At 69.5% G+C, this 23,072-nt stretch carries 23 protein-coding genes; 13 read left to right on the top strand and 10 right to left on the bottom strand.

Going from position 1 to position 23,072, the window contains the following annotated elements:
* Positions 1-274: 274 nt before the first annotated feature.
* Positions 275-583 carry a hypothetical protein gene (locus ACIRB7_RS04470; protein ID WP_403592144.1) on the top strand — a complete coding sequence of 103 codons (309 nt, stop codon included), beginning with the start codon at positions 275-277 and terminating at the stop codon, positions 581-583.
* A 300-nt stretch (positions 584-883) separates the two neighbouring features.
* Here the strand turns inward: ACIRB7_RS04470 and ACIRB7_RS04465 are convergent, their stop codons facing one another.
* A complete protein-coding gene (locus ACIRB7_RS04465; RefSeq protein ID WP_403592516.1) occupies positions 884-1,162 on the bottom strand; it encodes a hypothetical protein in 279 nt (92 codons plus the stop codon).
* Positions 1,163-1,240: 78 nt separating this feature from the next.
* Here ACIRB7_RS04465 and ACIRB7_RS04460 point away from each other — a divergent pair, with 78 nt between their 5' ends.
* The gene (locus tag ACIRB7_RS04460) at positions 1,241-1,996 is read left to right on the top strand and encodes a GntR family transcriptional regulator (protein ID WP_403592141.1); all 756 of its coding nucleotides are present in this window, start codon (positions 1,241-1,243) and stop codon (positions 1,994-1,996) included.
* Positions 1,997-2,857: 861 nt separating this feature from the next.
* Here ACIRB7_RS04460 and ACIRB7_RS04455 read toward each other — a convergent pair.
* Both ACIRB7_RS04455 and ACIRB7_RS04450 read right to left on the bottom strand, forming a co-directional pair.
* Positions 2,858-3,319, bottom strand: a complete 462-nt coding sequence (locus ACIRB7_RS04455) for a tyrosine-type recombinase/integrase (protein ID WP_403592513.1) — start codon at positions 3,317-3,319, stop codon at positions 2,858-2,860.
* Positions 3,320-3,891: 572 nt separating this feature from the next.
* Entirely contained in the window at positions 3,892-4,647 is a 756-nt protein-coding gene (locus tag ACIRB7_RS04450; protein ID WP_403592139.1) for a hypothetical protein, read from the bottom strand.
* Positions 4,648-4,825: 178 nt separating this feature from the next.
* Here ACIRB7_RS04450 and ACIRB7_RS04445 point away from each other — a divergent pair, with 178 nt between their 5' ends.
* From ACIRB7_RS04445 to ACIRB7_RS04430, 4 genes are all read left to right on the top strand, one after another.
* Entirely contained in the window at positions 4,826-4,996 is a 171-nt protein-coding gene (locus ACIRB7_RS04445; RefSeq protein WP_403592137.1) for a hypothetical protein, read from the top strand.
* 374 nt (positions 4,997-5,370) lie between these two features.
* Positions 5,371-8,166, top strand: a complete 2,796-nt coding sequence (locus tag ACIRB7_RS04440) for a DNRLRE domain-containing protein (protein WP_403592134.1) — start codon at positions 5,371-5,373, stop codon at positions 8,164-8,166.
* Positions 8,163-8,606: a hypothetical protein gene (locus ACIRB7_RS04435; RefSeq protein WP_403592131.1), complete on the top strand. Its 444-nt coding sequence runs from the start codon at positions 8,163-8,165 to the stop codon at positions 8,604-8,606. Before ACIRB7_RS04440 ends, ACIRB7_RS04435 begins: the two co-directional genes overlap by 4 nt.
* Positions 8,607-9,216: 610 nt before the next feature.
* Positions 9,217-9,909, top strand: coding sequence for an HAD family hydrolase (locus tag ACIRB7_RS04430; RefSeq protein WP_403592128.1), 693 nt, complete (start codon positions 9,217-9,219; stop codon positions 9,907-9,909).
* Between the two features lie 413 nt (positions 9,910-10,322).
* On the opposite strand, the gene ACIRB7_RS04425 is transcribed toward ACIRB7_RS04430, so the two are convergent.
* Entirely contained in the window at positions 10,323-10,634 is a 312-nt protein-coding gene (locus ACIRB7_RS04425) for a hypothetical protein (protein WP_403592125.1), read from the bottom strand.
* A gap of 409 nt (positions 10,635-11,043) precedes the next feature.
* Between ACIRB7_RS04425 and ACIRB7_RS04420 the strand changes: the two genes are divergently transcribed.
* Positions 11,044-11,466 (top strand): DUF6578 domain-containing protein, encoded by a 423-nt coding sequence (locus ACIRB7_RS04420; RefSeq protein ID WP_403592122.1) that lies wholly within the window; start codon positions 11,044-11,046, stop codon positions 11,464-11,466.
* A gap of 6 nt (positions 11,467-11,472) precedes the next feature.
* Here the strand turns inward: ACIRB7_RS04420 and ACIRB7_RS04415 are convergent, their stop codons facing one another.
* Positions 11,473-11,940: a DUF4240 domain-containing protein gene (locus ACIRB7_RS04415; protein ID WP_403592511.1), complete on the bottom strand. Its 468-nt coding sequence runs from the start codon at positions 11,938-11,940 to the stop codon at positions 11,473-11,475.
* Between the two features lie 512 nt (positions 11,941-12,452).
* Between ACIRB7_RS04415 and ACIRB7_RS04410 the strand changes: the two genes are divergently transcribed.
* A complete protein-coding gene (locus tag ACIRB7_RS04410; RefSeq protein WP_403592119.1) occupies positions 12,453-12,917 on the top strand; it encodes a hypothetical protein in 465 nt (154 codons plus the stop codon).
* A 219-nt stretch (positions 12,918-13,136) separates the two neighbouring features.
* Here the strand turns inward: ACIRB7_RS04410 and ACIRB7_RS04405 are convergent, their stop codons facing one another.
* A complete protein-coding gene (locus ACIRB7_RS04405; protein WP_403592116.1) occupies positions 13,137-13,343 on the bottom strand; it encodes a hypothetical protein in 207 nt (68 codons plus the stop codon).
* 207 nt (positions 13,344-13,550) lie between these two features.
* Between ACIRB7_RS04405 and ACIRB7_RS04400 the strand changes: the two genes are divergently transcribed.
* Positions 13,551-15,656, top strand: coding sequence for a restriction endonuclease (locus ACIRB7_RS04400; RefSeq protein ID WP_403592508.1), 2,106 nt, complete (start codon positions 13,551-13,553; stop codon positions 15,654-15,656).
* A 63-nt stretch (positions 15,657-15,719) separates the two neighbouring features.
* On the opposite strand, the gene ACIRB7_RS04395 is transcribed toward ACIRB7_RS04400, so the two are convergent.
* Positions 15,720-17,108, bottom strand: coding sequence for an NAD(P)/FAD-dependent oxidoreductase (locus tag ACIRB7_RS04395; protein WP_403592113.1), 1,389 nt, complete (start codon positions 17,106-17,108; stop codon positions 15,720-15,722).
* A gap of 199 nt (positions 17,109-17,307) precedes the next feature.
* Here ACIRB7_RS04395 and ACIRB7_RS04390 point away from each other — a divergent pair, with 199 nt between their 5' ends.
* The 3 genes from ACIRB7_RS04390 (at position 17,308) to ACIRB7_RS04380 (ending at position 19,121) form a co-directional block, all read left to right on the top strand.
* On the top strand, positions 17,308-18,195 hold the full coding sequence (locus tag ACIRB7_RS04390; RefSeq protein ID WP_403592111.1) for an aminoglycoside phosphotransferase family protein: 888 nt from the start codon (positions 17,308-17,310) through the stop codon (positions 18,193-18,195).
* A gap of 79 nt (positions 18,196-18,274) precedes the next feature.
* A complete protein-coding gene (locus ACIRB7_RS04385) occupies positions 18,275-18,766 on the top strand; it encodes a GNAT family N-acetyltransferase (protein ID WP_403592108.1) in 492 nt (163 codons plus the stop codon).
* A gap of 10 nt (positions 18,767-18,776) precedes the next feature.
* On the top strand, positions 18,777-19,121 hold the full coding sequence (locus ACIRB7_RS04380) for a hypothetical protein (protein ID WP_403592105.1): 345 nt from the start codon (positions 18,777-18,779) through the stop codon (positions 19,119-19,121).
* Between the two features lie 116 nt (positions 19,122-19,237).
* On the opposite strand, the gene ACIRB7_RS04375 is transcribed toward ACIRB7_RS04380, so the two are convergent.
* The gene (locus ACIRB7_RS04375; protein WP_403592102.1) at positions 19,238-20,236 is read right to left on the bottom strand and encodes a zinc-binding dehydrogenase; all 999 of its coding nucleotides are present in this window, start codon (positions 20,234-20,236) and stop codon (positions 19,238-19,240) included.
* 145 nt (positions 20,237-20,381) lie between these two features.
* Positions 20,382-21,554: an NAD(P)-binding protein gene (locus ACIRB7_RS04370; RefSeq protein ID WP_403592100.1), complete on the bottom strand. Its 1,173-nt coding sequence runs from the start codon at positions 21,552-21,554 to the stop codon at positions 20,382-20,384.
* Positions 21,555-21,663: 109 nt separating this feature from the next.
* Here ACIRB7_RS04370 and ACIRB7_RS04365 point away from each other — a divergent pair, with 109 nt between their 5' ends.
* Positions 21,664-22,338, top strand: a complete 675-nt coding sequence (locus ACIRB7_RS04365) for a pentapeptide repeat-containing protein (RefSeq protein WP_403592097.1) — start codon at positions 21,664-21,666, stop codon at positions 22,336-22,338.
* Between the two features lie 226 nt (positions 22,339-22,564).
* Here ACIRB7_RS04365 and ACIRB7_RS04360 read toward each other — a convergent pair whose 3' ends face one another.
* The gene (locus ACIRB7_RS04360; RefSeq protein ID WP_403592094.1) at positions 22,565-23,065 is read right to left on the bottom strand and encodes a hypothetical protein; all 501 of its coding nucleotides are present in this window, start codon (positions 23,063-23,065) and stop codon (positions 22,565-22,567) included.
* Positions 23,066-23,072 lie beyond the last annotated feature (7 nt).

Below are 23,072 nucleotides of genomic sequence, written 5' to 3'. Positions count from 1 at the left end.
ACGGGACAGTGCATCGATCCACGCTGGACCTGCCGAGGCACACCTTGAGTGGGCACCTGCGTGATCCCAAGAGATTGTGGTAAGCCACGGGAGCCGACGTACCTGGCAGTGACCGACAGCGAAGCCCGTGTGCCCACATCGCTGTCGGATGAGGTCCAGCGGCGCCTCGGTTGGGTGCGGCCTATTTGTGGACCGGTCAGGTTCAGCCGCAGCCTCCTAGGCCTCTGACCTGCACAACTACTTCAGACGCACGGGGCCTCCGGAGCTGTGTGTCGTGAGCGGCATCATGGTCTCCATGAATTCCGGACCCGTACATGGCCCCATCGAGAGCACTCGCGTCACGGTGACGGATGGTGCCGCACTCATGTTCACGTGGGACGCGGACTCGCGGATCGAGGTGCGGAACCTTGGGGGCGAGGTTGTCATCGAGGCGAATGCCGCAGGCCTCAAGACGCTGGCTGGGCACCTGCTCGTACTGGCCGGCGACGGCGTCTCCGACGGAGCGCACCTCCACCTCGAAGACAGCAACGGTCTGGAGGACGGCTCCGTCGGCTTGGTGCTGGAGCGGAGCGATGAGGAGTAGCGCCTTCAGCGGGTAAGCCTCTCGGCCGGGTGGAGGTGATCGCCCCGCGGCGAGATGCGGTATGCCAAGTAGGGTGCCGCGCATGACCACTTCCCCGACGAGGGCCATCTCCTCGCCCGGGAGAAAGTCCATCCGGTCTTGGAGCTGCCCAAGGAGCAGCGTCAGTGCCTCGGACGGGTTGGGGTGGATGCGTGTCGGGCGGATGGGTTGTAACGCGTCGCGGTGCCGGGATGGTTGGGGGTACCGCTCTCTGGTGCGCGCGATGGCGTGGCGGATACGGTTGAACATGCTGATCAGCTCCTATCGCTGATGGCCAGGTCCCCAGACATCGCCTGTCGCGGGGACCGCTTTGTTCACGGCGGCCCAGAGGGTGCGGCCGCCCAGGCTGGTGGCGAGGAGACCGAAGCGGTCTGCCTCTGCCATGACTTCCAGGACCTCCCGCCATGTCTCGGTGGGGAGGGATCCCGGTACCTCCGCTTCGATCGATGTGTGTCTGGCGTGCTCCTCCACGCGTGTGGTGAGCCCGACGGCAGATAGCCGGGCGGCGAGGGTCTCCGCGCTTACTTCTGGAGCAGGCACAGGGAAGCCTCCGTCACCGGCGATCACTTTCAGTAAAGCTAGTTAACTAGATTAGAGCTAGTGGACTAGATTTTCCATATGTCTGAGCAGCCGCCCTATCTCCGCATCGCCGACGAACTGCGGCGGCGGATCGCGGAGCACGTGTGGACTCCTGGAGATCGGCTCCCCTCTCGGGCCCAGATCGGCCAGGAGTGCGGGGTGGGCGAGAACGTCGTTCGCCGCGCTCAGGAGCTGTTGATCTCCCAGGGGGTGCTGGAGGGGCGGGCGGGATCCGGGACCTACGTCGCCGAGCCCCGCCAGCGGGTGCGGGTGGTGCGGTCCGCGGCGCGCGAGCAGCCCGACGGGTCGCCGTTCCGGGCGGACATGAAGGCCGTCGGGCGGAACGGTGGCTGGGAGAGCCGGACCGATGCCAAGGTGCCCGCGCCGGCGGAGATCGCTGCGCGGCTCGGGATCGGTGAGGGCGAGATGTGCGTCCGGACCGTGTACGAGTTCCTCGCCGACGGGCGGCCGGTTCAGCTGTCGACGAGCTGGGAGCCGTACGACCTCACCGGCGGGACCCTCGTCGTCCTTCCCGAGGGCGGACCGCACGCGGGGGTCGGCGTCGTGAACCGGATGGCCGAGATCGGCGTCACGGTCAGCCACGCCGTCGAGCAACCCGAACCGCGGCAGGCCACCGCCGAAGAGGCGTCGCTTCTCGGGATCCAGAAGGTTGCTCTCGTCACGCACATCCGGCGGACGTACTACAGCGACCAGGGACGACCCGTCGAGACTGCGGACATCGTCGTTCCTGCCTCCCTGTGCGAGATCGTCTACGAGGTCCCCATCAGCCGTTGAGGGTGGTCAGGTCGCCCGAGCCGGGTCTCATGGCTGCCTACCATGGCGGCATGGATGAAGTACGGGGCCAAGGACCGTTGAACGACGCAGAGGTTCAGCAGATGAAGAATCTGCTGCGCCGTTACTGCGCTCATGACCTGGACCAGTGGGAGGCCCTTCAGACGGAGACACCCTTTGGGCCTGTCTACCTCTTCATGGCGAACGCTCTTCCGCAGGGGTGGGATCCAGCGATGTTCCGAGCGTTCTAGGCAGCCCTGCCCGCTGCGCGCGTCAGGGAGCGCCAACCTGTGCTTCCACCGCCACCCCTCTGCGCCCTCGCGGTGAGCCGGATTTGTGGGCACCGTGCGAGAGATGCCCACGGTGGGCCCTGGAGGGGAGACGGGATGACGCAGTCGAAGTGCGGAGCTCCTACACAGAGCGGCGGCCGGTGCCAGAACAAGGCGGTCGTCGGGACCTCGCGGTGCGCCAAGCATCAGGGACCGTGGTCCACGTACGGGGTGGAGCAGCGGAAGAAGAAGGAAGCCGAAGCGAAGATGCGGAAGCTCCGGAAGAAGCGATGACGGAGGCTGCTGACTCGCACGGCTGACATCTACGGCTGACATCAACGAGCCCGGACGTGGGCGGTGTCGGGCGGTCGGCAGTGGCCTGGTCGGAGACCCAGGCAGGCCCCGGACGGGCTGTCCGATCGAACTTGTAAAGCGGGGGTTGTCGGTTCGAACCCGACAGGGGGCTCTGTTTTTCCCGCTCGGACCTGGGGTTTATCGCCAGGGGGGACCTACTCGGCCTCGGACGTCCCGTCCGGGGCCGTTTGCGTGCGCGCGGGACGAGGCGGGCGGTGGCCTCCGCGATCGCGAGATCCGCTTAGGGGAGCAGGCTCGTGTACGTGTCTGCCGTGATGGCGATCGAGGAGTGACCGAGCATCTCCTGGATGGCCTTGAGGTCGGCGCCGGCCGCGTGGGCGAGCGTCGCCGCGCCGTGGCGCAGGTCGTGGAGCCGGACCGGCGGGAGGCCGACTCTCCTCGTACAGCTCGATGAAGCGGCGGGTGACGTTGGCCGGGTGGAGGAGCTCGCCGTTCGCGCGGGTGAAGACGCGGCCGGTCTCCACCCAGGCGGTCTCCCACTTCTCGCGGTCCGCGTCCTGCTGGGCCCGGTGGCGGCGCAGGACCTCGACGGTGTCGGAGTCCAGGGCGATGGTGCGTGCGCCCGCGTCGGTCTTGGGGCCGTCCTCGTACACCTCCCAGCCGTCGACGACGAGCTGCGTGGCGACGGTGATGAGGCCGGCGTCGAGGTGGGTGTCGGTCCACTTCTGCCCGCACGCCTCACCGCGCCGGAGCCCGCGGAAGGCGACGAGGTGGAAGAGGGCGTACAGCCGGTCGTCGGCGGCGTGGTCGAGGAAGAAGCCGGTGTGCTCCGGAGTCCAGACCATGACGGGCGACGGCCGCTCGCCGGTCCGCTGCCAGTGCAGGACGCGCTCCGCCGTCCAGACGAGCGCCTTGGGGCGCTTGCCCGCCTCCAGCTCGACGTGGGCAGCCGGGTTGAAGGTGATCAGCTGCTGGGCGATCGCGGAGTTCAGCGCGGCGCGCAGCGTGGAGCGGATGCGATGACGCGTGGCCGGGCCGACGATCCGGCGGTACGGCTCCATCTCGGAGATGGCCGCCTTCATCGCCTTGCGGCGGGCGCGGTGGTCGCGGCCCTTCCACAAAATTCGGGAGAGCTCCTCAATCGTCTTGCGGCGGGCGAGGTTCCCTTCGGCTATCTCGACGTATGCCTCGGCTATGGCCTCGAACATCCAGCGCATCTACGAGGACCTCGGCATCCCGCTGGAGAACATCGAGGTCTCCCACTGGCGCCTGATCGCCTGATGACCGGCGCGTGAGAGGGGCGGCCCGGGGCAGCTAGCGGCCCCGGGCCCGCCCGCTCGTGCCCGATCCGACGGGCTCCTGGCCGGGTACGGAACTGGCGGGAGCCCAGCGGACGGCGAGGACCGAGCCGAGAAGCCCGACAGCAACCAGGCCGAGGCCGGCCACGGCGAAGGCGAGGCCCGGACGGTGCGCGGCGAGCGCCGGCACGAACAACATCGAGGCCGTCCCGGCGGTACGGATGACCGTGAGATCCACGGACATCAACCGCAGCTGGTGGGCAGGTGGAAAACCCGATAGGTGAGTGACGAGAGCGACTTGGACGAACGGATTAACCGCCCCGAGCAGCACGGAGAGCGCCGGCAGCGCCGGGACCGAACCGGCGAGCGCGATCGACGCGAGGGCCGCGCCGGAGACCGCCCAGGCCACGCAGTAGAAGGCCGGCAGGTTCGGCGGCAGGCGGAGGTTCCCGGCGAAGCCGTTCGCCGCGAGCGCTCCGGCGCCGGTGGCGGCGAGTGCGGCTCCGTACGTTCCGGCGCCGGCGCCGAGGTGGAGGGTGATGAAGGCGGGCAGTGCGAGGGCGACGGTGTGGGCGGCGATGCCGAGACCATGGATGCCGATCGCGACCGCCGTGTCCGGCCGGCCTCGCAGCAGCATCCGGGCCTGGACCGGGCTCGCCTCCTTCTGCGGAACACGCTGCTGCCTCACCACGCTGCTACGACGACCCAGGACGGCGAGGGCGGCGGCGGAGACGAGGAAGGTGGCTCCGTCCAGCAGGAACAGCGAGCTCATCGGGATCACGGCGAGCAGCAGTCCGGCCGCGCCCGGTCCGGCGATCCGCGCGATCCGACCAGGTACGGCGGCGGCGCAGTTACTCGACGGCCCCCGACACCATGGTGACGGGCGCTAGTTCGGGCAGAGCGGCCGATCTCTCGGGCTGTGTGGATACGGGCCGCGGGTGCGGGCGACCATGGGCGTCCGTGAGGCCGAGCTGCGCGACCGCGTCCAGCAGCTCGCCGCCTCCGCCGGCGCAGCCATCGGCGACCGGATCGTCACCGAGAAGGTGTCCAGATTCGGACCGGACGAACTCCGCACGCTGGCCCACAAATCCACCGGCCTCACGAACGCCGTGACAGCGTGAGGACGATGCTGCCTATGATCGCGGCGACCAAGCAACCTTCACCGGTTGCTCACATGTAGCAGGTAGACAGGGGGAAGGACATGAGCACGAGATCTGGAATCGCTTCCATATCTACAGTGGTGTCTCTTGTTCTCGCTGTCCAAGTACCAGCCGTGACGGCTGACGCTCGGACACAAAACGCAGCTGTGGGGAACCATGCCGCTGCGGTGACGGAGGCTTCTGACCTCCAGGCGGCCCGTCTGGCCGCAGCCCTCGGGGGGCGTAGGGTCGAGGCACTCGCCGAACGGACGGCGGACTCTACGACGTGGGCCAATCCGGACGGCACCCTCACCACGGAAACTGCCTCCGCGCCCTTCCGGGTCAAGGAAGCAGGCGTGTGGAAGCGCCTCGACACCACACTCGCCGATACCGGAACCCAGGTCGAGCCCGAGACCGCAGTCGCCGACGTGACATTGTCCGACGGCGGCACAGAGGACTTCGCCTCGGTATCGCGAGGAAGCCGTACCTTCGGGCTTGACTGGCCCACATCGCTACCCGCGCCCCGGCTCGACGGCGACACTGCGGTCTACGCGAACGCCGTGCCCGGCGGCGATCTGCATGTGACCGCCCTGCCGCACGGGTTCTCGGAGTCGCTCATACTCCACGAGCGTCCGACCGCACCGGTGGAACTCCGGCTCCCGGTCACGCTCGACGGCATGCACCTGAGGAAGACGGAATCCCGCCACCTGCGCCTGGAGAGCGAGACCGGGGCCTTGGTCGCCAGCGCCCCGGCCCCACGGATGTGGGGGGAGGGCGTCGACCCCAAGTCCGGTGACCCTACGCACTCGATGGAGATCGCCACCTCCATCGAAGAAGGCGCTGACGGCACCGTTCTCGTGCTGAAGCCCAGCATGGAGTTCCTCACGGATCCCGATGTCGACTACCCGGTGAACATCGACCCCACCACCACGCTCGGCGCGTCCACGGACACCTGGGTGGCGACTAACTACCCCGATTCCCAGCGAGGTTCCACCGAGCTGAAGACGGGAACGTACGACGCCGGCACCACCAAAGCGCGCTCCTACGTGAAGTTCGACGTGGCGAGGTACGCGGGCAAGAACATCCTGAGCAGCGAATTCCGGCTGCACTCGTACTGGTCGTCGAGTTGCTCTGCCGCCGGTTCGGGCGTTGCCGTCAACCGGATCACTGCCAACTGGGACCCCAGCGGCGTGACCTGGGGAGCACAGCCGGCCACAACGGCTACCGGCGCCGCCGTGTCCAAGTCTGCCTACGGGTTCAGTTCCGCCTGTCCGGCCAACTTCATGCGCTGGAACGTGGGCGACATCGTGCAGGCATGGGCCGACGGCGCGCCCAACTACGGTCTGCAGGTGCGCGCGGTGAACGAGGCCGACTCGCTGAGCTGGCGGCGTTTCCGCTCGTCCAATTTCGTGGACGGTTCGCAGGGGCCCACGGAGCCTGCCCTCGTCGTGACCTACAACACCAAGCCGGGGGTGGCCACGCCGGTGTCACCGGCGAACGGGGCCGTGACTGCGGACACCACGCCCACCCTGCAGGGGAAGGCCACTGACGTGGACGGAAACCCCGTCCGGCTGACCTTCGAGGTATGGAACAAGGACGGCACCGCCAGGGTGACGACCGGCAACTCGGCCTTCGTCTCCCCAGGTGCCGTCGGTTCCTGGACCTCCGGAGCGCTTGCTCCCGGCGTGTACAAGTGGCGGATGTCCGCGTACGACGGCACGGACTGGAACGGAATCTGGAGTCCGTGGAGCGTGCTGACCATCGACACCTCGACGCCCGCCGCGCCGTCGGTCGCCTCCACTCTGTATCCCGCCGATGGACTGTGGCACGGAAACGCCGGCCAAGCAGGAGCGTTCGCCATCTCCGACCCCTTGGGTAAGGCGGTGACGGCGGAGTACTCCCTGGATGGTGGCGAGACGAACTCCACCGCGCTCACGGGCGGCAAGGGAACGGTCAGTCTCACACCGTCGACCCGAGGCGTCCACGTCCTTTCCGTACGGGTCAAGAACGCAGCCGGAACCTGGTCGGAATCAACCGCCCACACGTTCTATGTCGGTAACCTCACCGGAAGTCTCGACACGTCCTTCATCGCAGAGTTGGCTGAAACGCACTTCTCGCAGGCTTTGCACCCCGCGGACGACGCTGAATATGTCGAGCCTCCCGCCAGCGAGGAGTACCCTGCGGTCGACGACACCCCGGCAGGCTACACAGAAGAGCTCGATCCCGAAGTTGTCGAGACCGAGGAGTCTGCTCTCAGCCTTCCCGTGGTGGAACTTCCCGCAACGGCTGACGCAAGCATTGTCGGAACCGGCGTGCACGGTGATTCACAGACCGTGCTGGACATGCCGGCAGGGAGCGCGGCTCCTGCCGAGTTGAGCGAGACCGGCCTCATTGTGTATCCCAATACGCAAACTGACGCTGACACACTCGCGATTCGGACGTCAGTCAACTCTGTTGAGACGTTCCACCTTCTGCGCAGCCCTAATGCGCCGACGAGTTACTCCTACAAGTTGACCCTCGAGCCAGGCCAGAGCGTCATCGAGACCGGAGACAACGGCGTCCTTATATCGGACCCGACAGGGAATGTGACCTCGATCACCGCGCCGGCGGCACTGGACGCGAAGGGGCAGTCCATTCCGGTCTCCCTTCGGCTGGTCGAAGGAAACGTCACTGTCGCGCTGAATCCTGGTTCCGGTCAGGTTGTTTCGTACCCGGTGCTGCTGGACCCGGGCTACTCGACTGTTTACATGACGCCTGCGGAACAGCGGTACTGTGTACTGAATCCCATCGACTGCCTCTGGGTGAAGAGCTCTGCAACGGTTGCCCGTGACCAGGCGGAGAGGTGGTACCCGCGGCTTACCCTGTACCAGGGCACTGGCGACGCTTTCCGGCACTGCTACTGGAACGCGCGTATGGAGATTCGTATGAGCACGGACGACACCTATGAGTTCGCTACCCGTCATGAGTCGGATTCCTCCGGCAATGATAAGAAAATGGACATGTTCAACAATGCCGTCGGCCGCCAGATCGGCAGGAGGTATACGGGCGTGGTTGACTCCAATACAAAGGTTCGCGACGGGTGTCGGAATGCTCAGAAGCGCGGAGACCTGCAGATCATGAAATATGGCGTTCTCTTTAGGAGTAACAGTTGAAGATGAAGGCTCTTCGCTCGATCGCCGCAGGTGTGCTATTTCTGCAAGTGGCCTATGTGGTAGTAGCGAAAGTCCTTTTCGTCGTATTCGCAGAGGACACCTCAGAAATCGACCACACGGACCCGCCCGCAGCCGGAGGGGTACTCTATCTGCTTGCCGAAGTGGCGGTGATCGGGGTGCTGCTCGCTGGCGCCCTACTGCTCTCGGTGCCCGGTAAATTTAGCCGGGTTCCCCGATGGCTCAAGCGGGTTCTTCTCGGGCTCGCTTTCCTCGTGGAGTGCGTGATCATCGCGGCTGTCCTGCGGAACATCATCACGAACAGTTTCGGACCTGATGAGGTCCTGAACGTGATCATGATCATCCTCTCCGCCGCCGCAGCATTCGTTTCGGCGATTGAGGTGTTCCGGGCAGGTGCGGCGACCGCACGGAGCGGGGTCTAGGTCACTTCCTGAAAGACTGCCCCATGCCCTGCCCCACGCCTTGGTGATCTCGGTGTGGGGCAGGGAGTCTCCCTGGGGGGAGTGGGCGATGCTGGTGCGGCTGTTGACGGTTCCCCCTGGGCCCTCGCTTTTCCGAGTCGGGCGGTGGCCAGGGCAGGTGCCGCGGTGGAATCGCCGGGTTCCACACGCTGGATTTCATCCGATGGGATGCCTCGTCGGATCGACCTCGATCCGTGGACCGCGGTGCTGTCCGTGCGTGAGCAATGCGTGAGCGGACGGTCCGGCACGGTTCGGTTTCGTTTGGATCGCGCGGTACCGCTCGGCCCGTCTGACCAGGTGGTGCCGGACGGAACAACACCGTCCGGCACCACCCGTCCTGCCCCCGCCAGGACTTGTAAAGCGGGGGTCGTCGGTTCGAACCCGACAGGGGGCTCATGGCGAGGGCCGGCGCGGGGGAGGTTTCCCCGGCGCCGGCCCTTCTGCATGATCACGGCCGTGCCAAGCTAGCCATGTCGGCGACATGACTGCCATGACTTGGCGGAGCCGAGCAGGTCCGCAGGCCCTGATGTGGTTCACAGTGTCTGGGAGACCATCGGAAGGGACTTCGACCTTGACGCACACTGACCCGCTCACCGAGACCCTGGCGAACGCCCGCGTCCTCCTCTTCGACTTCGACGGCCCCGTCTGTGACGTGTTCGCGGGGCTATCGGCGCCCGAGGTCGCGAGGGAGCTGACCGTGCTCCTCTCCGCCCAGGACGAAGCCGCGGGCGCGAAGGCCGCCGAGACGGACGACCCGATCGAGGTCCTGCGCATCGCGCACGAGGCCGACACCGAGCTTGGCCAGAAGATCGAGCAGGCTCTGACAGCGGCCGAGGTGCGAGCCGTCGCGGTGGCGGGGCAGCCGACCCCAGGAGCGGCAGAAACACTCCAGGCTGCACGTGCGGCGGGTCGAGGGGTAGCGGTCGTGAGCAACAACTCGGCTGCGTGCGTACGGGCCTTCCTGGAGCTGCACGGTCTGGAGGAGTACGTCACGAAGATCGTGGGTCGCCCCTCGGAGCAGCCGCACTTGATGAAGCCGAACCCGTTCCCGCTCATCACGGCAGCCGAGCAGATGCACATCGACGTCACGAGCTGCACCCTGATCGGGGACTCCCTCACGGACATCCAGGCGGCTCACGCAGCCGGGGCGACGGTCATCGGCTACGCCAACAAGCCGCACAAGGCAGATCTGTTCGCCGAAGCACAGGCCGAGGTCATCACCGAGGACATGCACGCCATCGCCGACGCACTCACCACTGCGTAGCCGAGGAGCAGCGGGGGAGCTGTTACAAGTTTTCTCTACCTCATCAAGGCACCAGCCGCACACGGCGCGGTGCGCGCGGCCCGGCGCCCGGGCCTGCGCTCCTGTCTACGCCCCGCTCCAGCCCGGGCGCCGTTCGCGCGCCTGCGGCTTGGGTTGATGGGCAGCAGAAACAGTCGTACCCCCGCCGTCACGGATGACGGGAGCGTGAGGCGACCGCACCACCGGGAATGGGCGGGCGGGGAGCAGCTGTTGCCGCGATACGGGGAAGGCCGGTGTGGTCGCTCCGCGTCGGTACCGGTATCACCGTGGTTGATGAGCATGTCGTCTGGACACCAAGACCTGTACCCGCTCCACGACGTGTGGGTCGACGGCAGACGGGATGGAAGTTGGGGGAAGGTGGGTGCTGGCGCTTGTCAGTGCACCAACGAAGCCCGGATGCGCTCGATGGCCTGCAAGACCTCGGCTCGATTCTTCGCGCTCTTGATCCAGTCGGGCAGCCGGGCGACGAGTGTCATTTTCTTGTGGGCCTCCGCATCCGAGGGGGCTCGCTCGCGCAACGCTGCCTGTACGTACCGCTTGATCAGGTCCAGACGCTCGGGGTTGTAAGCCCACAGCCAGCCATGCCGCGTCTCAGCCTGCAACCACAGCGGCAGGCCGAAGTACGGGTCCGTGGCCTCCCCAGTTCCCCGGAAGAGACGGAGGCCGCCGGCGGCCTCACGCGTCATGCCGCACGCCCGACAGACGAGACGACGTTTTGCGAACATCGAAGAACTCGCGTCCCCGGACGCGGATGCAGTCGGGGCTACGTGCGCGATCCCAGCGCACTTCGGGCAACGCACGAGCACATGATCAATGAAGTGGTACTTCGTGTGCCGGGAGTCCCGGAACCGCTGCGGCGAGGACATGCAGCCAGTATGCGATCCCGCGTATGCCAGCGAGGGAGGACCGTGCCCCATCCGCGCCCGATCGGGCGGGAAACCAAGGGGAACAACGGTGGCGTTGCCCGGACCGAGTTCTCTGGTGGCACTGGGCTGACCGCCAGGACGAACCACTGGAGCGCTGCCCCATCCCTAACTTGTTTCGCTGACGCCCACTGTCGACAACAACGGGCTTCGGGCAGCAGACAATGGCGACATGACGTTGACGATCTGGGTCGATGACTGGCAGATGCAGTGCTGCGGAGGGAGCTTCGCGCCAGGGGATGTTGTCTCGTGGACGCTGCTGGAGGTCGATCCGGAGGACTATGCCGACGTTGTCGGTAGCGAACGTGCGGATGAGATCGACTTCCGCGAGGAGCATCACGGTCAGGGGGAGGGGCAGGCGCCCACCTCGGTTGAGGTGGTGTCGATCGTCGAGGTGCACTGCCGCTTCGGCGTACCCCCGGGCGCTACGGACAAGGTGAACTACCCCGTTCCGGGCACGACCGTTCTGGTGCCGGTCAAGGCGGCGGACGGGTGGGCGAAGGCCAGGCCGGACGTTGGCTTCGCGGGCTACCTGGTGACCGCGCGGCGTGCCTCTGACGAGCCCGAAGACGCGGCTATCCCGATCAAGCGGTAGCTCGCCTCAGCTCCGCAGGTCTGGCCAGCCGTCCCTGTTGGAGTAGCTCTCGACGCAGTACCGGGTGGAGCGGTCCCACTCCTTGCCGGTGGCCAGCTCGTACGCCTTGTCCGGTACGTACAGCAGCCACTCGCCGTTGCGCTCGCCGGCGGTGTACGGGGTGAACTTGTCGGCGTCGAAGAAGACGCTCTCCCACACGGCCTGACCCGCGGCCACCACAGCGCAGCGCGCGTACAGGAACACGTCCGATGACTGCGGGAACGGGCTGCCGAACCGGCCCGTCAGGTCGACCAGGGGCAGGGTGCCAAACTTCTCCTGGTCCAGGCGGTAGAGGGCCTCGGCGAGGCGTTCCGCGAAACCGCTGATGTCGGTCACGGGACGGCGGCTCAGCTCCTCAGCGAGGCGGTGGCAGCTCTCTTCAGTGGCTTCGCTGTTCAGGGTGGCTATCAGTGCCCAGAAGTCGGCCCATGACATTCTCACGGGCGCAGGATGTCAGGCCGGTCTGACATCCACGGGTGACATCAACGACGGCGGACGGGGCGGTCGCACCCGGCCAACCGCAAGAGCCGTCAACAGTGGACCTCGCCCACTCAAGACCCCACAATCGAACTTGTGGGCGGGAGGCGGCGGTTCGAACCCGACAGGGGGCTCATGGCGCGAGTGCTGATCGCGGTCGCTCGTCATGTGCTGGTAGATCAGTGAGGCCTGGCCAGCAGCCTCGTCGATGCCAAGCGGCTCCGTGACCGCATGCAGCACCGGGCGTCCGGGTCGTTCGTACAGTGGCGTGCTCCGCCTCGCGCCGCGCCCGCTCCACATACGTGTGGGTCGACGGCAGACGGGATGGGAGTTCGGGTGGTTGGTGGGAGGGGGCGCGGTATGCACCGCAAGCTCTGCTTGCACGGAGGCTTTGCTCCTCCTGGTATGCGTCGCAGCCACTCCTGCGGAAAGCGATCACAGAGCGCCTTCAGCCGTGGTCTCCTGCTGGGGTGGAAGCCATAATCGCCAGCGCCATCGCTGTCTTGGGCACGCTGCTTGGTTCAGGGATCACTCTGGGAGTTCAGCGGCGCACCACTGAGCGAGGTCAACAGTTCACACGTGACGAGAAACTGCGTCAGGAGCGACTGGACGCATACACGATCTATGCGGCGGCTTTGATCAACTACCGGCGGTGTCTTGTGCACCTTTGGTTCTGTACGCATGAGCAGCCTCCTCCTGAAGCCGCTGAGGTTGTGCAGATCCGGGCGTACGACCTCAGATCCAAGGCCCAGGAGGCTCTGTTCCGCATGCAGATGCTCACCGACGATGAAGAGCTGAGTCGCGAGGGCGAACGTTTGCTTGCTGAGATCACATCCGTGCACAAGACAGACAGCCGGTCGGAGCTGGTTGAGCGAAGGGTGTCCACGCGGGACGGCATCGCCCATCTGGTGAGGGCAGCAAAGCAACACCTCTGATGGGCAACTGCCGGGCGGCTGGGCCGTCTCCGGGGCCGTGAGGATGACCTGAGGTGGGCAATGGTGACAGGTCATGACCGCTGATCCCCAGGTCAGAGGCCCACAGTCGGATAACGTCCCAGGTCGGATCACGAACCAAGGCAAGAAGTAGCCGCAAGTTTCGGGAGAGCCACCGATCTGCCAAGTTCGGCGCGTTGGCGGTTTCTTCGCCTCGGGTGGCTAGCCCGCGATGACGAACCCGCGGGTGGGCCTTCTGCTCGCGGCGGCGGCCGCAGCGGCGACGGTGGCCTCGGTGATGTCCTGACCGGTGGGGCCGGCTACCCACCAGGGGCCCGCCGGGTTCTGTGGGTCCTCCGGTTTGAGGTGCCCGGAGATTCCGTACTTCCGCATCGAGTCGTGCAGGGACGAGACGTCGCGCGCGTCCATGGCGCTCTCCTTACGTCGGCGGGATGCCGAGCCTGTTCGTCCCCGCCGCCCGCCGTGGGTCGCGCGCAGTTGCCCGGCCGATCGTCGGCGTGTGTCTGGGGCGGGCGGCGTTGGTGTTCCGGTGTTCTGGAGGGGGGCTGTCCGGGACACTTGGGGTTACGGGGGTGTACCGGTGGTGTGGGGTGTTCGGTGGGAGGGGTGGGGCTGATGGTGCGGCGGGGCGGGGGGCTGATCGGGGTGTGGGCCGAGCAGCAGCGGGTGGCACAGCGGCAGCGGGAGGGGCAGCATCAGGCGGTGCTGCGGCAGCAGCGGGACGCCGAGCGGGCGCAGCGGGCGTACGAGCGGGATGTCGCCCGGATGCAGCGGGAGCAGCGGGCCGCCTATCGGCAGCAGCGGGACGCGGACGCGTTGCGGCGGACGCGGGAGGTGGAGCAGCGTGTCGCCCTGTTGGAGGGGCTGCTCGCGGCCGGGTGTCGGGCGCCCACCTTCTCCGTGGGGTCGCTGCGGCGGGAGGAGTCGGTACCGCCGTTCTCGCCCGGGCCCCTCGGGGAGCCGGTCGCCATGCCCGATCAGCGGTTCTATCAGCCCGTCTCCGGGCGGGCCCAGGCCGAGCGCGACGCGCGGGCGCGGTTCGAGCGGGACTGGTACGCGGCGCAGGCCGCCGAGGCCCGGCGCGTCGAGCAACTCGCCGCCTATCGCAGGCAGTACGAGGAATGGGCCTCCGCCCGTATCGCCGAAGTACGGGCGCACAACGCCGGGGTCGCCGGGACCGAGACGGCGCTGCGCGCCGGTGAGGCCGAGACCGTCGTGGAGTTCTTCTCCGCCGTGCTCTTCGCGTCCACCGGCTGGCCCGAGGGCTTTCCCCGGGAGGTGTCCGCCGCCTACGAGCGCGGCGCGCGCAGGCTCGTTCTCGATTGGGGCCTGCCCGGGTACGAGGTCGTGCCCGAGGCCAAGGGCGTCAAGTACCTGCCCAGCACCGACCAGGAGAAGGAGGTGCCCCGGCCGGTCACGCAGCGTCGCGCCCTCTACAAGGACGTGATCGCGCAGAGCGTCCTCCTCGCCGTGCGCGAGCTGTTCGCCGCCGACCGGTTCGGCGCCCTGGAGGCCGTCACCCTCAACGGGTACGTCGACGGGGTCGATCCCGCCACCGGGCTCGCCGGGAAGGTCTGCGTGGCCTCCGTCGCCGTCGAGCGGAACGTCTTCGACCGCCTGAACCTGGAGTTCGTCGCGGCCGTGGAATGCCTGACCGGGGCCCTCGGCGGCCGGCTCGCCGCCAAGCCCGACGAGCGCGTCTCCGTGGTGCCGTTGTTGACGCCCGATCAGGTCAGTCCGGACGTCGTCGTCCAGGGCGACGGCGAAGAACCCGATCTGCTCGCCATGGACCCCATCGCCTTCGAAGGGCTCGTCGCCGAGCTCTTCCGGGCCCGTGGGCTCCAGGCCCTCACCACCCGCCGCTCCAACGACGGTGGCGTGGACGTCGAGGCCCTCGACCCCGACCCCATCAGCGGCGGTTCCATCCTCGTCCAGGTCAAGCGGTACCGGAACACCGTGCCCCCGTCCGCCGTACGCGATCTGTACGGGACCGTGCAGGGCGCCGGCGCCAACAAGGGCGTCCTCGTCACCACCTCCAAGTTCGGGCCCGGCTCGTACACCTTCGCCAACGGCAAGCCCCTGACCCTCATCTCCGGGACCGAGCTCGTCGACCTGCTCCATCAGCACGGGCTCCGGGGGCGGTTGGGTCCCGGTACGGCACGGGCCGCCGCCGTGGACGCGCCCGTGGAGACCGACGCGCCCGCCGAGGCCGACACGTCGCCCGTCGAGGCCGACGCCGACTTCAACCTGCTCGGCATGGACTGGGCCGGCTCCGCCGCGCTCGACGTCTGCGCCCTGGTCTGCTCCGGCAACCAGGTCCTCGGCGACGAGTGGTTCGTCTTCTTCAACAACCGCTCCACGCCCGACGGTTCGGTCTCCATGGCCGCCGCCGCACCCGGCGACCGGGTCGCCGTACGCGTCGGCTTCGACGCGCTGCCGACCCGGGCCGACCGCCTCGTGCTCGTCGCCGCCGTCGACCCCGAGGTGAACCCCGACGCCGACCTCGGGGGGTTCACGGATGCCGGTATCCGGCTGCGTGACGACTCCGGGACCGAGCTCGACCGGCTCGTCGTCTCGGACGGGCGGCCCGGCGAGACGGCACTCGTCCTCGGCTCCTTCCGGCGGCGCGCCGGGGGCGACTGGGACTTCGTCCTCGGGGGGAAAGGGTACCGGGGCGGTCTCGAGGAGCTCGTGGGGGACTTCGGCATCCAGGTGGAGTGAGACTCCGGGGCTCTTCGGCGGGGCGGTGGCCCCAGCCGAAGAGCCCCGGCGGCGGACTGCCCCTCAGCGGCCGCTCAGGCGGTTCGCCAGCACCGCCACCCTGTCCGTCGTCGCCGCGTGCCCCGTCGCCTCGCGGTGGTCCGCGCCCCGGAAGGCCGCGTACATCGTCTGGACCCCGAGCCAGCGCAGCGGCTCCGGTTCCCACTTGCGGACCTTGTGGTTCACCCACGGGAGGGCCGTCAGGTCCGTGGGGCCCGACTGGCCCGAGTCCTCCTTGATGAGGTCGCGGAGGGTGCGGGCCGCGAGGTTGGCCGTGGCGACGCCCGAGCCGACGTAGCCGCCCGCCCAGCCGAGGCCGGTGGAGCGGTCGAGGGTGACCGTGGCGCACCAGTCGCGCGGGACGCCGAGGACACCGGACCAGGCGTGGTCCACCCGTACCCCCGCCAGCTGCGGGAAGAAGCGGGCGAGGATCTCGCGGAGGGCCTCGATCGTCTGCGGCTGGGTGCGTCCGTCGTTGTCCGTCTTCGAGCCGAAGCGGTACGGGACTCCCCGGCCGCCCAGCGCGATGCGGCCGTCGGCGGTGCGCTGGGCGTACATGTAGGCGTGGGCCATGTCGCCGAGGGTCTCGCGGCCCTCCCAGCCGATCGACTCCCACTGCGCGTCGTCAAGGGGCTCGGTGGCGATCATCGAGGAGTTCATGGGAAGCCAGGTGCGCCGCTGGCCGGCGAGGGAGGCGGTGAAACCCTCGGTGCAGCGCAGGACGTACGGAGCGCGGACCGTGCCGTACGGGGTGATCGCGTGCTTCGGCTTGATCTCGGTGACCGGGGTCGACTCGTGGATCACCACCCCCAGGGCCTCGACCGCGGCCGCGAGGCCCTTCACCAGCTTCACCGGGTGCAGGCGCGCGCCGTGCGGGGTCCAGGACGAGCCGACGGCGCCGGTGACGCGGATACGGTCCGCGGTCTCACGCGCCCCGTACAGGGCGCGGTCGGTCTCGCCGTACGCGAGCTCCGCTGCGTGGAAGGCCTTGAGGCGGGCGAGCTGGGCGGGGGAGAGGGCCACCTCCAGGACGCCGCCGCGGTGCTGGTCGGCCTCGATCTTCTCGGTCTCGCAGACGTCGAGGACCTCGGTGACGGTGGCGTTCATGGCCCGCTGGAGGCGGACGGCGGCCTCGTGGCCGTGGAGCTTCGCGTAGCGGTCGCGGCCGGCGATGCCGTTGTAGAGCCAGCCGCCGTTGCGTCCGGAGGCTCCGTACCCGCAGAACTTCGCCTCGAGGACGGTGATGTTGAGGAAGGGGACGGCCTTCTTCAGGTAGTAGGCGGTCCACAGACCTGTGTAGCCGCCGCCGACGATGCAGACGTCGGCGGTGGTGTCGCCGGGGAGCGGTTCGCGGGGAGCGGGGGTGCCGTCCTGCGCGTACCAGAACGAGATGCCGCCGTTGACCGTACTCATGTGTATCCCTCTTCCGGGTGCGTGGGCGGGACGTTACCCGGGGCCTCGCGCCGCTGGATACGGGTCCCTCGGCGGGGATTCCCGGAGGGGGACCGGACGGGGAGCGGCCGGGGTCCGGCCTGCGTTCGAGGGGGCTCGTGGGGGTCGGGTGCGCTGCGGATTTCGTTGTTCCGGAAAGGGGGGTGGCTAGGCTCGGGGCATGGTGCACGTACCCGAGGAACTCGCGGCGTCGCAGGCGAAGTACAACGGGGACGCCGGGCGGGCGTTCGTCGCCGGGCTGCCCGGTCTCGCCGAGGAGTTCCTCGGCCGGTGGGGGCTGCGGGTCACGGGCCCCTCGATGTACGGGGTGGCCTCCCTGGTGCTGCCCGTCGAGCGGACCGCGGACGGCACCCGCGCGGCACTGAAGATGCAGCTCCTCGACGAGGAGTCGGAGGGCGAGCCCGTCGGTCTGCGCGCCTGGGGCGGTGGCGGCGTCGTACGGCTCCTCGACCACGACCCGGGGACCGGCACGATGCTCCTGGAGCGGCTCGACGAGGCGCGGCCGCTGACGTCCGTCGCCGACACCCGGGCGGCCCTCGGCGTCGTCGCGGGGCTGCTCGCCCGGCTGACGGCGGTCCCGGCGCCGCCGGGGCTGCGCACGCTCGGCGACATCGCGGCCGGGATGCTCGCGGAGGTCCCCGCCGCGCTCGTACGCCTCGACGACGAGGACGCGGCGGTCCTGCGCGACTGCGCGGCGGCGGTACGGGAAGTGGCGGGCGAACCGGGAGACCGGCTGCTCCACTGGGACCTCCACCTGGGGAACATCCTGGCGGGCGGTCGCGAACCCTGGCTGGCGATCGACCCCAAGCCCCTCGCCGGCGACCCGGGCTTCGACCTGCTGCCGGCGCTGGTGGACCGCTTCGACCCGGACGCCGTCCTGTGGAGGTTCGACCTGCTCGCCGAGGTCGTCGGCGACCGGGGGCGCGCGGTGGCGTGGACGCTGGGACGGATCCTGCAGAACGGCCTCTGGGACGTGGCGGACGGCGAACCGGGCCTGGACGAGGAGCAGGTGGAGGTCGCGCGGATTCTGGTGGAGGGGAGGGGGTGAGGCGGGTGGGGTGGGCGGGCCTCGTGGGCGTGCGGATCTCGTTCGCCACGAGGGGGCCGGTCGCGGCAGGCTTGGTCCCATGATCCGTACAGCCACGCCCGCCGATGTCCCCGCCGTCCACGACCTGATCCGCGACCTCGCGGAGTACGAGAAGGCCCTCCACGAGGTCCGTACGACCCCCGAGCAGCTCCACGAGGCCCTCTTCGGCGCCCGGCCCGCCGCCTTCGCGCACGTCGCGGAGACGGAGGCCGGTGACGTGGTCGGCTTCGCGCTCTGGTTCCTCAACTTCTCGACCTGGCGCGGAGTCCACGGCATCTACCTGGAGGACCTGTACGTCCGCCCGGAGGCGCGCGGCGGCGGCCACGGCAAGGCGCTGCTGCGCGAGCTGGCCCGGATCTGCGTGGAGCGCGGGTACGAGCGTCTGGAGTGGTCCGTACTCGACTGGAACCAGCCCTCGATCGACTTCTACGAGTCCCTCGGCGCCCGCCCGCAGAGCGAGTGGTCCGTCTACCGCCTGACGGACGGGGCACTGGCCGAGCTCGGTGGGCCGGGGGTGCGGCCGGGGGTGTAGGAAAGGGGGCATGACTACGGACACGGATACGGACATTCAGCAGCGGTTCCAGCGGATCACGGCCTTCATCGAGGCGCGGTTGACTCCGCTCTTCGATCCCGCGAACGGGAGCGACCACGGGTTCGGCATGGACGACACCTCCCGGGCTCTGCGGGCCACGCGCTACACCGTGCAGGCCGCGGCGGCCGTCGGCGGGCTCGTCGAGAAGCGCGGGTCGGCGGAGCTGCGGCCCGTGGTGGACCAGGCGCTTGAGCAGAACTGGGACGTGCTGCGCTCCATCGCCCGGATGTGGGAGGACCACCCCGACTTCCTGAAGGAGTTCAAGGCCCACTCATGGGACGTCGTCGGGGTCTGAGCCCCGGGTCCGGGGTCCGGGGTCCGAGTCCCGAGTCCCGAGTCCCGGGTCCGAGTCCCGGGTCCGAGTCCCGGGTCCGAGGTCCGAGTCCCGGGTCTGAGCCCCGGGCCCCGGCCTCAGGGCTCCAGGACCACCTTGCCCGTCGTGCCCCTGGTCTCCAGGGCGCGGTGGGCGCCCGCCGCGTCCGCGAGCGGGAAGCGGTGGACCGCCGGGCGGAGGGTGCCGGTGATCGCCGCGTCGAGGGCGGCGAGTTCGAGGTTGCGGACGTCGCCGCCCGCCTTCTGGAGCATGGCCGGGCCGAGGACGGACTCCGAGGTGATGCCGCGCGCGGCGAGTTCCTCCGGCGTGAAGCTGAGCGCCTCGCCGTCGTGGAGCCCGGTGCTGGACCAGCCGAAGACGATGTGCTGGCCGCCCTTGCCGAGCAGGTCGACGGCGGCGCGTCCGGTGTCGCCGCCGACCGAGTCGTAGACGACGGTGGCGGTGCGCCCGGCCAGGTACGCGCGGACCTTCTCCGGCCAGTCGGGCTCCTTGTAGTCGACGGCCAGGTCGGCGCCGTTCTCCTGGACGAGGGCGACCTTCGCGGGGCCGCCGGCGAGGCCGATGACGGTGGCGCCGGCGTTCTTCGCGTACTGGACGAGCAGGGTGCCGATGCCGCCGGCGGCGGCGGGCACGATCGCCACCGATTCGGGGCCGAGTTCGGTGAACTGGAGGATGCCGAGGGTGGTGCGGCCGGTGCCGATCATGGCGACGGCCTCCGCCTCGCCGAGGTGGTCGGGCAGGGCGTGGAGGCGGGCGGCGTCGGTGACGGCGAGTTCGGCGTATCCGCCGGGGTTCATGCCGAGGTGGGCGACGACCCGCCGGCCGAGCCAGTCCGGGTCGGCGTCGTCGCCGAGGGCGTCGACGGTGCCGGCGACCTCGCGGCCGGGGACGGTGGGCAGTGTGGTGGGCGCCGGGAACGGGCCCTGCATGCCCTCGCGGAGGGCGGTGTCGAGGAGGTGCACGCCGGCCGCCGCGACCCGGATGCGGACCTGGCCGGGGCCGGGGACGGGGTCGGGCGTCTCCTCGTACGTGAGGTTCTCGGCGGGGCCGAAGGCGTGGAGGCGGATGGCGCGCATGGTGGTTCCCCTGTCGGTGTCGTGAGTTGTTGGCCGTTGGCCGTTGGCCGTTGGCCGTTGGCCGTTCGTCGTTCGTCGTTTGGCTATCAGTCATGTGACTGACGTGGCGACAAGGGCAAGCCTCCGACCTCAACCATGCTTGAGGTCAAGCATTCCTGAGGGCGAGGTGGTCCGCCCGCAGCGCCAGTGACACCGCCTCGACCGCGCTCGTGAACGACACCTCCGACAGCACGCCGGGCGCCGCCACCTGGTCGCCCACCAGGTACACGCCGGCGCCCCGGTCGACGGCCGGCCGGTCGCGCCAGGTCGTGCCCGGGTGGTCGACCGCTCCCGTACGCCCCTGGGACACCGACTCCCGCCGCCACACCGTCCTTTCGCGCCAGCCGCGGAAGCCGAGGTCGAGGAGGCGTTCCGCGTGGGCGACGCCGTCCGCCTTGGTCGCGCCGGGGCCGATGGGCAGCTGGGCCTGGATCAGCTGCTGTCCGGCGGGGGCGAGTGACGGGTCCTGGGCCGTGAACCGTTCGATCCAGCCGGGCGCGTCCAGGTCGGAGATCACGAACGGGTCGCCCTTCCGGCCGCGCAGCGCCAGGTCGAGCAGGACCGTACGGCCGCTCTCCCAGGTCAGCGAAGGGTCACCGAGGAGCCGGGCGGCGGCGGGCAGGGAGGTGGCGACGATCACCGGCCCGTCGCCGGCCGGAAGGTCGTCGAGGCTCTCGACGCGCGACGACGTCTCGATCCGTACGCCCGTCTCCCACGCGCGCGCGACCATCCGTTCGATCAACTCGCCCCAGCCACCGCGCACGTAGTGCGCCTCGGGCGGCACGGCGGCGGCTCGGTGCAGGCGTTCCTGCACGAAGCGGGCGGAGAGCGCGCCGGGGTCGTGGTGGAAGAGCGCGACCCCGGCGTACGCGGCGGCCTCGCGCGCCGCCCGCTCACCGGCGAGCCCGGCGGCCCAGGTGTGGAAGTCGAGGTCCACGGGGGCCTTCCCGGCGGTACGGAGGGACTGACGCAGGAAGCCGAGCGGCGGGGTGCGGCGCAGGGCGCCCGCGCGGTGGAAGCGGAACCGGAGGCCTTCGGTGGCCGGCAGCGGGGCGAGCGGGCCGAGGAGGCCGCGCTGCTTGAGCCAGGTCCAGTGGGGGCCGCCGGCGTAGAGCGCGTGCGGGCCTTCGTTGGTGCGGTACGGGCCCTCGGCCGTACGGGCCCGGCCGCCGAGGGTGCGGTGCGCCTCGTGCACGGTCACCCTGGTGCCGGCCTCGGCGGCCGTGATGGCCGCGGTCAGTCCGGCGAAGCCGCCGCCGATGATCGTGAGCTTCCGCATGTCCGTCTCCCTCGTGTCGGGTGCGTGACCGGTCCTGTACGGGGACGGGCGGCGGGGGCGGGTTCGTGACATCGGAGGCGTTGTCAGTGGCGTACATCACCATGGGGTCATGGCGACGACTCGGAAGAAGAAGGCGGCGGTGGCGGGGGCCCGGCGGCCGGAGGTGCGGCTCCCTCCCCTGGAGGCGTACGAGGGCGGGCTTGAGCCGGACGGGGACTACGACGGCCTCGAACTGGCCGGGCTCGACCTGGCGGGCCAGTCCGGGGAGGGCGCGCGGTTCCTGGACTGCGCGCTGCGCGAGTGCGGGCTCGACGAGGCGCGGCTGACGGGGGCGCGGTTCCTCGACTCGGTGCTGACGGGCGTACGGGGCGTGGGCACGGTCCTGGCGGGGGCGCAGCTGCGGGACGTGGAGGTCGTGGACGCGCGGCTCGGCGGGGCGCAGCTGCACGGGGCGGTGCTGGAGAGAGTCGTGGTGCGGGGAGGGAAGAGCGACTACCTGAACCTGCGGGCGGCGAAGCTGAAGGACGTCGTCTTCGAGGGGTGCGTGCTGAGCGAGCTCGACTTCGGGGGCGCGGTGCTGGAGCGGGTGGAGTTCGTGGACTGCGTGCTCACGGGGGTCGACTTCAGTGGGGCGCGGCTCAAGGACGTGGATCTGAGAGGCGTCCAGCGTCTGGAGATCGAGCGCGGGGTGGAATCCCTGGCGGGCGCGGTGATCTCGGCGGCCCAACTCTTCGACCTGGCACCGGTGCTCGCGGCGCGGCTGGGGGTGCGGGTGGAGGGGTGAGGCCTGGTGCCCTGCCCTAGGGCGGGTGTGGGGGTGCGGGTGGAGGCAGGTGGGTGGAGGGGAGGCCCGGCGACCCGCCCTCCGGCTGACCCGGCGGCACGCCCTCCGGTAGGCCCGGCGGCTCGCCCTAGGGCGGGTGTGGGGGCGCGGGTGGAGCGGTGAGGCCCGGCGGCACGCCCTCCGGCTGACCCGGCGGCCCGCCCCACGGCACGCCCCGCCCCGCGCCCTACGGCAGGCGGGGGAAGCGGGCCTGGAGGGACCAGATGACTGGGTTGTCCGCGAGGCCCTCGTGCATGTCGGTGAGGTCGGCGATCAGGTCGTGCAGGAAGTCGCGGGCCTCGCGGCGCAGCAAGGAGTGGCTGAAGGTGAGCGGCGGCTCGTCGCCCGGCATCCAGTCGGCCTCGACGTCCACCCAGCCGAAGCGGCGCTCGAAGAGCATCCGGTCCGAGGACTCGGTGAAGTCGAGTTCCGCGTACTGCTGCTTGGCGGAGCGGTTGCCGCGCGGGTCCTGGTCGAGCTGCTCGACGATGTCGCACAGCGCCCACGCGAAGTCGAGCACCGGCACCCATCCCCAGGCTGTGGACACCTCACGGTCCGACTTGGTGTCGGCGACGTACACGTCCCCGCAGAACAGGTCGTGCCGCAGCGCGTGGACGTCCGCGTGGCGGTAGTCGGTCTGCGGCGGGTCGGGGAAGCGACGCGAGAGGGAGTAGCCGATGTCGAGCACGGAACCG

The sequence above is a fragment of the Streptomyces sp. NPDC093795 genome, assembly GCF_044764665.1.
In the GTDB taxonomy this organism is placed as follows: domain Bacteria; phylum Actinomycetota; class Actinomycetes; order Streptomycetales; family Streptomycetaceae; genus Streptomyces.
Note: the sequence above shows the minus strand (reverse complement) of the source record. Positions and strands in the feature narration are given on the sequence as shown.